Below are 12,132 nucleotides of genomic sequence, written 5' to 3'. Positions count from 1 at the left end.
GAAGTGACGGCACATCATGTCTTGCACATGATGTGCCGTTTGTTTTTGATGGAATAGGATCGAACATTGGCCTGATTTGGCAGCCGTTTCTCTAAATAGTCACTTGGATCGACTGTGGATACTCTACACTTCTCACTTTATGCGCTTTTTCCCAATCAAAAATTGATCAATTAGGGGATCGAATATTATGGCATTGTTGTCTTCCGATTCAGATAATGCAGTTCCAAGTGGTCCAATCGACTTGCCTGCTTATCCCGGTATCGCTCTGAAACAAATTAAGCTCATCCAAACGCTTGAAGATGCAATTGAGGCTCGTCAAGAGTTGAGTAGGGAAACTGTATTGGGATATGACACCGAGTCAAAACCAATTTTCTCCCGGGGGCAAATCAACGATGGTCCCCATTTAGTCCAACTCGCGACCAGCACACATGCTTATCTATTTCCCATCGTGTCGCTCCTTCAACAGCAAAATGCGAAGGATTGCCTCAAACAAGTCCTCGAATCACAAGATATTTTGAAAGTCGGATTTGGTTTGTCGGATGATAATCAAATGCTAATGCGTAAACTCGGTATTCGGATCGCAAAGGTGATTGATCTTTCACGTAGTTTGAGTGAGAGTAAAAAAAGACAAATGGGTGCAAAGCGAGCAGTCGAAAAATATTTCGGACAAATTTTACAAAAATCAAAGCGTGTCTCGACGTCGAATTGGGCAGCCGAGCATCTGAATGAACGACAACTGAAATATGCTGCAGATGATGCACAATCCGCATTGCTCGTTTATCTCGCATCGCAAAGGTAACTCGAAATAGGTCCAAATTAAGAGCCCAAAAGTCCAAGTTTATGGCGTAAATCGAGTCCGTGATGATCAACGTTGATCAATGCCCTCAAGTTCTCGTTTATTCTCGGCTTAGACATTTTGATTTGAAAATCGTAGGAACTCTTGAATCAGCCAAAGGTCGAATAATCGATTCATTTTTATAAAAAGGAAGCCAATGAAATTTCTCCAAGCGCTAATCCCAAGTTTTGCTCTTTGCCTCTGTGTTAGCACTCTGCCGGTACGTGCTGATGGCCTGAATGAATTGAAATCGGCGCTCACACGTTTGCAGGGGCAAACTCCTTTAAAAGCCCAGATCGAAGCAAAAACGTGGAATCGCCAAGGGGAAGGCAAAGAGTTGGAAGAAACGCATGGTAGCGCGAGTGTCAGCGTCGAGGAGAATCCGCGTGGCTTACATGTCTCTTACAGTAAAGAGATGTTAGCCAAGCTGGACAGTGAGGAAAAACTCAAAGAAAAAGACAGCAAGGCGAAGACCCCCACGCTTGCCGCATTGAGTGAAGTCAATTCATCCGCTCTACGCCCCATGCTTTCAGCAGCAGGAGGCTTGAGCAGGATCTTGGAGAAAGCGAATTTTAAGAGCGAACGTGAAGATTTATTTGCTGGTAAACCTGCTCGCGTGCTTAATTTTGAAATGTCGATCGATAAATTGACTGAAAAAGAACGTAAATACATGAAAAAATTTGACGGTCAAATTGACGTTTGGATTGCGGCCGATGGCACACCTTTGGCGAGTAGGACTAAACAAATTGTTTCTGGGCGTGCGTTTGTGGTGATTAGTTTTGAAATGAAAAACGAAGAAGAGTGGATTTATACAACGATCGGGGACCGCTTGGTCGCTGTAAAAAAGGAAAGTAAAAACAGCGGGTCGGGAATGGGAGAAAAGGGCGAAAGCAAAGTGATTAAGACTTTGCAAGTACAAGCCTTGTAGTCATTTGGTGACATCGTATGCCAGCTAATGTGTATGCATTACGCAGTTTAGAAATCAAAGACGTGATCGTCGATAATCATTGTGATGGAGTACAAAAATGTATAAAAAAAGAAGCATAAGTGGGTTAGTTCATTTGAGTCGTTTGTTTAGACCGACTACCGCCCTCGTTTTGGTACTCGGTCTGCAGGCTTTGAGTGTGCCACAAGCTGTGATCGCACAGACCAAGCTTAGCCAAGAAACGCAAGGTAGCGAACAAAAGCTCAATGCAAAAAAAATGATTACACATGATGTCTACGCGAATTGGCGTAGCATTCAAAATACGCAATTGAGTCGCGATGGACAATGGGCAGCCTATGCTCTGGTTGGACAAGAGTCTGACGGCGAAATCGTTGTGCGCAATTTGATCGACGGTCGGGAATGGCGCGCACCACGTGGACATTCTCCCGTGTTTAGCGCCGATGGAAGATATGTTGCTTTTGCGCGTGCTCCAAGCCGTATTGAACTCGATAAAGCAAAAAAGGACAAAGTCAAAACTGAAGACGCACCCAAAGCAGGTGTTGGTGTAATGCAATTGCAAACAGGTCACACAGAGATGATCGAACGTGTAAAGCGTTTTAGTTTCCCAGAAGATGGTCAGAGTTTGCTCGCAGTGCTATTGGAAGCGCCAAAGGAAGTGAAGAAATCTGTTTCTAAAGAAAATGATGGAAGCAAAGATCATGAGCTATTGGATGAGGCATTTTCAGATTGGGGATCGTTGGATGACGATACGGATCAATCGGCACCGAACCCCGCAGCGAACATTCCTGCGAAGAAGAAGGATGTGGGTACAGAACTCATCATTTGGAATTTAGCTGAGAATAAAAAACAGTCGATCAAAGACGTTTGGGAAGCGGTGTGGAATAAGTCAGGAAGTGCTCTTGCCTATTCCATTTCCTTGAAAGATCAGCCGACCAAAGAGCCGACAAAAGAGGTCACAAAGACAGTCGCTAGCACTACATCTGGTGAATCAGCGTCGATCAAAACAGAACCAGTAGAAAAAGCCGATCCTTTGGCGAGCGAAGGAATTTATCTATGGACTTCGTCAACACAGCAAACTCGAAGCTTACTGATTGGTGCTGGTAGTTATAAGCATCTTCGGTTTGATGAACAAGGTGAACAATTTGCTGTTTTGTCGAATCGTGATCAAGTCGCCAAAAAGAAGAAAGCGACCGATGCAAAGACAACTGATGCGAATCTCGACACCAATGTTTTTCAATTGTATTACTGGAACCTAAGTAGCGGCAAAGAATGGAACGTGAATGCGGACTCGCTGGGTATGCAGAAAGCTTGGGCACCCAGCGAACACGGGGATTTGGTCTTTAGCAAAGATGGACAAAGGTTATTTTTTAGTACGGCAGAAATTCCAAAAACGCCTATCAAAAACGCGCCCGAACCAATGAAAGTTGATTTATGGCACTGGAAAGATCCTGAACTGCAATCCATGCAAAAGGCCAATGCAGAGCGCGATAGGCAAAAAAATTACCGAGCAGTATTGCACTTGGCAGACGGTAAATTCGTTCAATTGGCGAACAAATTAATCCCGCAAATCATCGTGAATGATAATGCGCAATTTGCGATGGGTATTAGCAGCCTTCCATATCGCCAACTTCTATCATGGGACAGCTTGCACTACGACGCCTATGCAATCGATTTACAGAGCGGGCAAGCAAAGATGCTGTTGGAAAAAGCGCGCTTCATGCCGCAAATTTCCCCCAGTGGAAAATACTTGCTGAATTTTGAGCCAGAAAAGAGCGCTTGGTGGGCCTATTCGACCATCGATGGGAAGAAGAGTAATTTGACTTCTCATATCAAAACGCATTTTGAAGATGAACAGCGCGATACGCCAGAGCCAAAGAACGCATTTGGTGTTGCGGGGTGGACTGCCGATGATGAGAGTGTCGTGCTTTACGATCAGTTTGATTTGTGGGAAGTGAAATTAGCGAGTAAATCGGCGCGTAACTTGAGCGCCGGTTTTGGTCGTAAAAATCAATTGGAATTACGCTACTTACATTTAGGTGATAGTAAACAATCTCCAATCACCAAGCCCTTAAATACAGACCAAGCGTGGATATTAAGTGCGACCCATGACGTCAATCAGTCGACCGGCTACTATCGTATTGATCCACGCGCTGCGGCTTGCGTGGAACCGCAAAAATTGATGCACGCTGATAAGCATCTGAGTAATCTGATGAAGGCGAAAGAGGGAGACGCAGTCTTATTGACTCAACAGACTTTTACCGAATTTCCTGATCTCTGGCAAACCGATTTAAGTTTTAAAAACGTGCAACGGATTTCTAACGCCAATCCGCAGCAAGCCGATTACCAATGGGGTACTCAAGAAATGATTGAGTACATAAGTGCTGATGGTAAAAAACTGCGGGCATTGATAGCGAAGCCGGAGAATTTCGATCCCAAGAAAAAATATCCTATGATGGTCTACATCTACGAGAAGATGACCGACAATATGTATCGATATGTGACGCCTGCACCGGGTCAGAATATCAATGTCGCTCGTTATGTCAGTAATGGTTATATCGTGCTGCGTCCCGACATCGTTTACAAAACAGGCTATCCAGGGAAAAGTGCGTTGGATACTGTCGTGCCGGCGGTTAAACAAGTGATTGCAAAAGGCTATGTCGATCCTAAACGAGTAGGAATACAAGGGCACAGTTGGGGTGCCTATCAAATTAACTATTTATTGACTCGCACGAATATTTTCCGAGCCGCGGAGGCAGGCGCTTCCATGGCAAACATGATCAGTGGTTATGGTGGTATCCGTTGGGGCGCGGGGATTAGTCGCGCATTTCAATATGAACGTGGACAGAGTCGGATTGGAGGCACGCCTTGGGATAGCACTAGCAAGTATGTTGAGAACTCACCGATTTTTGCAGTCGATAAAGTCCAGACACCATTCTTGACGGTGCATAACGACGATGATGATGCGGTACCTTGGTACCAAGCGATTGAATTCTTTTCGGCTTTGCGTCGACTCAACAAAGAAGCTTATTGGTTCAACTATAACGGCGAAAAACATGGCTTACGTGACCGCGATAACATCAAACATTTCACGGTGCACATGGGCGAATTCTTTGATCATTACTTGTTGAACAAGCCTAGACCAGATTGGATGGATATTCCTATTCCTTATTTGGAGCGCGGTAAGCGCGATGTGATGGGACAATTTATTCCCGCAAAAATCGGTGAGAAGTCTGGAGCAAAATCGGTCGAGATGCCAGAGACAAAATAAACTGATCGAAAGTTGGAATTGCAATAAAAAAACCACTGCTTGTGATAGTCAGTGGTTTTTTTATTGCTGCAATCATATTTTCACTATTGATTATCCGCGCAAAATACCCATCGGTGCCGCGAGCAAGGGATCGCCGCTGTGCGAGAAGTACCACATGATGCCAACGAGGCTGGCGATTGTAAGGATATACCAAACGGTGGAGAATATTTGTCCATAGCGATCGAGTGGTAAGAGATGGCTGAAATGGCGTAATTTCCATTCCCCGACGATTTCAAACGTACCGATTAACATAAATAGCGCAAGAAAACTTAGACCTAGACTATAGCTACCGACTATCCCTAGAACAGAGCCGACAATCATGGCAATCAAGCCAAATTTCCCGTTGACTGAGAATCCGATACTCTTGACGACATGACCGCCATCGAGCGGCAGTATAGGCAATAGATTAATGAGATTGATTAGCGCGTTAAAATTTGCCAGTGCGGCGAAAAATAGACTCCCAGTAATCCAATAGACGATAAGCAAGCCTATCGATAAAAGTAAGCCGAAAGTTGGTCCCATGATCGAAATCGTGACGTCCTGCCAGCGGGTATTAATTTTGTCTTCAGACAGTGCCAAACCACCCATAAATGGAATCAGATAAATGCCCTTGGTTTTCATTCCAAAATATTGCATTGCACGAATGTGACCATATTCATGAATCACTAAACAGGCGACGAAGGCGATCGCAAATTGAAATGAAAATAGCCAAGAATAAGCAGCCAAGGTCGCAGCTGCAAACAATGCTTTAATGAACTTCGCACTCTTGATCAATTTAAACGCGAGCGAACCTAAACCTAATAGGCTGGGCTTTTCCTTCACTCCAGATTGAACAGTGGGCGTTTGACGCTCGATGTCTTTGCTATTTCGTTCGCCTGCACACACTTGCTCGCCATTGATGACTAGTGTGTAGCGAAATTGAAATGGCTGCCAATGCAAATCAGTTTCGAGTTGGATCTGGATAATTGCCTCATTGGCTTGCATTTGCGCATTGCTCAACTCGGTCTTATCGGTGGAAAGCGCCTGCGTTTCTTCTTTGGCTACCGCATTTTGGAGGTGCAAGGTAAATGCATGGGTAAATTTGCCTTCGTGTTCAGCAGCAGCATCGCGCTGCGAAACTAATTCGCCGTTCCAAAATAACTGCTGCCATCCAGCCAAAGAAGCTTCGAGACGTAGCGGATGTCCTAGACAATCTATATGTAATAATTCCAAAATATGCACCAAAAAAAGCAATCAAGAGGGCGCTATTTTATCGAAAAGTCATAGGGTGCGCTCAAGTCAACTCACTGCAGATGAGGCGCTTTCCCTGTTCGCCCCATCTGTCGCAGAATTTTATCGCAGGATTCACAATCTAAAAATCGTGGTCAAATACCCAACGCGGGACCTTATGTTAACGTAAGCGGGAAGTCATCTAGCAATACAACGACTTAGGGAGAATCTTGCGTGATTGCTCGACGTAGGTCTTCGAGCTTAATCGGCTTGATAAACGCTCCCAGTAATTGAATGCCATCTGCGCGTACGACATCTTCTGCAATTTTTAAGACATCTTCTGCTATGCCGCTGACTAGCATCACTTTTCCTTTGTAATGCAGTTTCCCGAGTTCCATCAGAAAATCCATTCCATCCATATCTGGCATCAAGATATCGCAAATCAGTAAATCCGGAGGCGTACTCATATTCGCGAGCTGTTGAAGGGCGTTTTTGCCATTCAGCGCGGTAGTCACTTCGGTGATACCAAGTTCGCTCAGCATGCCCGCCATGACATCCTGACTAAAATCGTCGTCGTCAAGGACAAAGACCGATTTGGTCGTGTTGCTTGTAGTCGTCATTTTTCTTTTTCCTTAATTGATCAAGTAAGTGTTATCAAATTTCGCTAGTCCCGTATTGGCTATCAGTAGAAGGATTTATTGAAATCCATTTTGTTTGTCATGATAGCTTTATAGCTTGCTGAGGTGAGCCTGTATGCGATGGACAGCGTGTTCATAAATTTCGGTTAATTGTTCACACAGCTGAATGGCCTCTTCAGCTTGTTGTTGACGACTACAGTGCTCAATACGTTGGCACAAATCTCCTAGCTGAAGCGCGCCGACCGAACGTGATGCAGACTTTAAAGTATGCGCCAGATTGGCTATCGCGGCAATATCTTGCGCTTTGCAAGCTTGCATGATGGCTGCGATCTCGTTATGACCTTTTTCCAAGTATTTTCTGAGTAATCGTTGATGCAAGCTTGGGTTGTCCCCAACTAAATCAATAAGTGTGGTTGAATTAAACGATTCTAGAATTGTGACGTGAGCAGCAACTGTGTTCTCTTTCATGTTCGTCGTCACCCCAGAAGCTTGTGATTCCGCATCCTTATCGGTTGGTATTGCAGGCAGCCATTTTTCCATCATATCTTTAAGTTCATGCAACCTTAAAGGTTTAGAGAGATAGTCATCCATGCCACGCTCACGGCATTGCTCAGCTTCCCCTTGCATCGCATTGGCTGTGACGGCGATGATGGGTAGGTGAGAAACACCATTCCCCCTTGTTTGTTCTTTCGCTCGGATGGCAGCTGTCAATTCAAAGCCATCCATATTCGGCATATGGCAGTCGGTTAGGAGCAGAGAGAAGCTACCTTTTTGCCACATGTCGAAAGCCCTGATTCCATCTTCCGCAGCTTCTGCAGAATAGCCAAGTAGGCGCAATTGCTCGAGAATCACTTCTCGATTTGTCTCGTTGTCTTCAGCTAAGAGAATGGGATGTTGCGACCGCTTTTGCTCGACGACGGCTGACTTTTCAACAGACTTGGCAATTTGGTTTTGTCCCTGTTTTACGTCGCGTACTTTGCCGCTAGCAATCGCAATACCTTCGATAAGATCGCGATAAAATAAGGGTTCAGCTTCAATCGCTGTACTTTGCCATGGGTTTGATACTTCTTGTGCCGAACGTCGACAGAGATAGGCAGTTTTCAATGTCGGCAGGATAGGACATTGCTGAATTTCTTGCACAATTTCAGGATCAAAATGATCGAGTAGAACCACAACTTCTCGTTTTTCTGCGGCTAGTTCGCTACATACTTTCGCGACGGTATCAAAAAATTTGAACGGTACTTTAGCATGCTGCAGATAGGCTTGAAGCTGGTGAATTGCGAGGGTGCGTTGGGTTACCACAAGTACTTCAATTTGACTAATATCTGGTATGCGGCGATGTGCCATCTCCGGTGGTGCCTCAGCGATTTGTAGAGGAAGTTGAATATGAAAACTCGATCCTTCGCCCGGCTGACTTTCCACTCGGATTTGGCCTTGCATCAATCCAACAAGACGGTGTGTAATTGATAGCCCAAGTCCTGTTCCTCCAAATTTTCTCGCCGTGCTCGCGTCCGCTTGGGTAAATGGGGTAAAAAGATGCGCAAGCATTTCTTCACTCATGCCGATACCGCGATCCGTAATTGTGATACTTAATTTCTGCAATCCATCATTGCCTGTCGCCGCGCTCAGATGTAGGCTGACTGCAGTACCATTTTCTGGTGTGAACTTTAAAGCATTACCGATCAAATTGAAGAGAATTTGGCGTAAGCGGGTTGGGTCTGACCATATCCAATTGGGAAGAATTGGGTCGATAAAAACGGAAACTCCCAAATTCTTTTTGAGCGCTACATTGAGCATCAATTTGCTGACATCTTCGACTACATCCCATAGTTGCGTTGGAATATGTTCGATCTGCAATTTATCTGCTTCAATTTTCGAAAAATCCAAAATGTCATTTAAAATATTCAGCAATGAAACGGCTGAGTTTTGCACCGTCTCCAACATTTTTCTTTGTGAATTTTGCAGATCAGTTTGTTGCAAAATATCGATCATGCCAATCACACCGTTCATAGGTGTACGAATTTCATGGCTCATGTTGGCTAAAAATTCAGATTTCGCACGATTGGCTGCAAAGGCCGCATCTTCCGCTTGCTTGATAGCGGTGATATCGCTATTGGTTCCCGTCAGACGTACTGGTCTACCGTTTGCATCACGGGTGCTGCGCGCTTGCACTAAGATCCATCGCCAGCTACCGTCCTTGTGCCGCATACGACCACTGATACGAATTTCTTTGCTCGGATCGGTGAAATGTTCTTTGACTTGGCGCTTGTATTCTGCGGCATCGTCGGGATGATAAATTGTTTCCCATTTTTCCTGAACAGCGGGCATTTCTGCTTCAGTGTAGCCCAACATACTAGCCATACGCGGCGAGTGGTATAACTCGCCGGTGACAAGATTTTGATCCCAGACGCCTTCATCAGCAGCTTGAATGGCCAACTCGAAACGTTCCTCGCTATGCCTTAGCGCTTCTTCACTGACTTTCCGTGCGGTGATGTCCGTACTGATGCTAATGTACTCCGCTTCATCTGTATCGGCATCTGTGTACACGACTATCGTTGAATCGATCCAAAATAGTTCACCATTTTTTTTGCGATTGCAAATTTGACCGTGCCATACTTTGCCTTGAGCGATCGTTTCATACATCTCTCGGAAGAATTCGGCAGGGTGAAATCCTGAATTTAAGATGTGATGATCTTTTCCGATGAATTCTTCATGTGAAAAACCACTCAATTCGATGAATTTTTGATTCCCATAATGGATGAGTCCATCCAAACCTGAGGTGGTGACGATGGTATGCTGATCCAAAACAAATTTCTGCTGTTTGAGAGCATTCAGCGCGCGTTTGTTCGCAATGAAACTGTTTTGTAAATCCTTGGTTTTGGTAGCGACCAAGTCTTCTAGGTGATCGCGATACCGTGTGAGTTCTAGTTCACGATTTTTGACATCGGTAATGTCTTGGATTGAACCAACTAGTGTGATGGGCGTTTGGTTTTCATCATACTCAAAATGACCGCGGATCGTTACCCAAATATGTTGACCATCGGAGGGTCTACGCATTTCATAATCGTACAAAAACTTGCCATCGCTGTTGATCGATCGATAGTACATATCAAGCGCTATCTGGCGATATCTTGGTGTAATTAGTTGACTCCAATCTTCAACGCAGCGAATCGCATCGGTTTCGACACCTAGAATCTCATTTAGCATTGCGTTACATTGCCAACTTCCCGTGTGAATCCCCGATGAATAGGAGCCGATGCGTGCAATTTTTTGCGCATCTTCCATCGATGCCGTATTTTCACGCAAGCGTGCCTCATCTAATTTTCTTTGTGTAATATCGGTGCGAATCGCAATATATTTGACGATGTGACCTTGCTGGTCAAAGAAAGGGGCGATGATAGTATCGACCCAGTATAGCTGCTGCTGCTTATTTCGATTACAGACTTCTTGGTGCCACGATTTACCTGATAGCACGGTCTTCCACATCTGATGCCAGAATTGTAGGCTATGCGTACCTGAGTTAATGATGTTGTGGTTGCGGCCGATCAACTCTTCACGCGTATAGCCGCTAAGCTCACAAAAGTTGTCATTGACCTCAAGGATACTTCCACGCCTGTCTGTGAACGAGACGATTGCATGTTTATTAAGCGTGGATAGGAGCGCTGTACTGTCTCGTAATGCGCTTTCTAATTGCACCCGAGTTCGTTCTTGCGCCGTAATATTGCTAGCGATAAAAAGATAACCGATTTGCACTCCATGTGCATCATAGAGATTTTGAATTTCGGTTTCATAGTGTATTGGTTCACGGTCTTTATTTTGATTGCAAGTCACAGGGCGCAATTCAAGATTGGCACTGAGCAAGTCGACGAGAGGTTGAAAAGTCTTTTCTTTGTTTGACGCATTCCCTATAAATTCATCGATTGGGCGTCCAATGACCTCATGTAGTTTATACCCGGTTGTGTGAGTAAAACCTTGGTTGACCCAAGTGATACCCAATTGCATGTCGGTGAAAATGATCGCGTCTAAACTGTGCTTCACAACCTGAGCTAAGCGGTCTGTTTCATCAGTCATCTTGTTCGCTAATATTTCTGCGCGCCTCCGCATCGTCGATTGACGCCAAACAAAAATGGCGAGAAAAATGCTAAGGAGAGATCCTCCAAGAAAAAATAGAATGGGGGTGTGATAGTCAATCGGGCGTACGCCACCCGGAAAACTATTCACATTCAATAATAGGCTACGACCGTGAATGTTGAGTACGCGCGAATGTCGAAAGACGCGAAACTGTGTGTCGAACTCGGCGTTTTGTGCATGCTTGTCAGAGTCGTAAATGATCGACCTTGACGAATTATCAGTGGGGCTGTCATACAAGTCGAATTCGATACGATGCGTCAGCACATCCGGTATTTGATTGATCAGTTCTTCAATGACGACCGGTGTGTAAACCAAACCTAGCAGGGCTTGGCGTCGTTCCGATGGCGTCGAGGTTGGTAAATCTGCTTGGTAAACTGGCATAAAAATGAGTACGCCAGGAGATTTTTTAGCATCCTGCACCAAGTTGATTGCTGGTGTCATTGCGGTGCGCCCAGTGTCGATGGCAAGCTGCGCAGTCTGTCTGCGGATTTTTTCTGAACCAATGTCTAATCCTATCGTACCCATATTCTTCGTGTCTGGTTCGATGTATTTGACGATTAAAAAGTCGGAGTGGCTGTGGTCATCCAATTGCTTGAGAGCGAATTGGGGGGCACCATCTTGACGTTCTTTTTGTATAAATTTTTCGAGCGCAGACTTTTCCACTAATTGAATGAATCCAAATCCCCGTATTCCCGGAAATTCCATTTCAATATTGTGGGCGTGAATTGCTTTGCGAAATTCCTCACGGACTACGTGTTCGCGTGAGACAAACAGTGTTTTTGCGCTAGTGAGGCCATAGAGAGGTAAATTGAACCTTTGTTGGATCTCATTCGAAATTCGCTCTGCACTACGTCCAAAGTCTTCTTCCGCTTCTTTAAAGAGCGCCGCCCTTTGATGGCGCGCATACATGGCGCTGCTTGTGATGCCCGCTAAAGCAATGGCGAATGCCAAGAAGAGGGTGCGTTTAAATGGATATTTTTTCGTGCTGAGCATTCTTGTCCTTTAGTACAAGAAATTAAGTTTCATTTCGATTCAGTTGGTTGGTACAGCCATCTATGATCGCGTT

General features: G+C 44.9%; 6 protein-coding genes. 3 read left to right on the top strand and 3 right to left on the bottom strand.

Features of this window, described 5'->3' with window-relative positions; genetic code table 11:
* Window positions 1–187: 187 nt before the first annotated feature.
* The 3 genes from KDM90_RS06660 (at window position 188) to KDM90_RS06650 (ending at window position 5,049) form a co-directional block, all read left to right on the top strand.
* Window positions 188–799, top strand: coding sequence for a 3'-5' exonuclease (locus KDM90_RS06660; RefSeq protein ID WP_212674804.1), 612 nt, complete (start codon window positions 188–190; stop codon window positions 797–799).
* A 193-nt stretch (window positions 800–992) separates the two neighbouring features.
* Entirely contained in the window at window positions 993–1,763 is a 771-nt protein-coding gene (locus KDM90_RS06655) for a hypothetical protein (protein ID WP_230409649.1), read from the top strand.
* 97 nt (window positions 1,764–1,860) lie between these two features.
* Entirely contained in the window at window positions 1,861–5,049 is a 3,189-nt protein-coding gene (locus KDM90_RS06650; RefSeq protein WP_212674802.1) for a S9 family peptidase, read from the top strand.
* A gap of 90 nt (window positions 5,050–5,139) precedes the next feature.
* Here the strand turns inward: KDM90_RS06650 and KDM90_RS06645 are convergent, their stop codons facing one another.
* The 3 genes from KDM90_RS06645 to KDM90_RS06635 form a co-directional block, all read right to left on the bottom strand.
* Window positions 5,140–6,300: a site-2 protease family protein gene (locus KDM90_RS06645; RefSeq protein WP_212674801.1), complete on the bottom strand. Its 1,161-nt coding sequence runs from the start codon at window positions 6,298–6,300 to the stop codon at window positions 5,140–5,142.
* Window positions 6,301–6,515: 215 nt separating this feature from the next.
* On the bottom strand, window positions 6,516–6,917 hold the full coding sequence (locus KDM90_RS06640; protein ID WP_212674800.1) for a response regulator: 402 nt from the start codon (window positions 6,915–6,917) through the stop codon (window positions 6,516–6,518).
* Between the two features lie 108 nt (window positions 6,918–7,025).
* Complete coding sequence (locus tag KDM90_RS06635; RefSeq protein ID WP_212674799.1) at window positions 7,026–12,059, bottom strand: PAS domain-containing hybrid sensor histidine kinase/response regulator; 5,034 nt, start codon at window positions 12,057–12,059, stop codon at window positions 7,026–7,028.
* Between the last annotated feature and the right edge of the window lie 73 nt (window positions 12,060–12,132).

Source organism: Affinundibacterium fentianense (assembly GCF_018139545.1).
GTDB classification, from domain to species: domain Bacteria; phylum Pseudomonadota; class Gammaproteobacteria; order Burkholderiales; family Burkholderiaceae_D; genus Undibacterium; species Undibacterium fentianense.
This window is presented reverse-complemented; position numbering and strand designations above follow the sequence as displayed.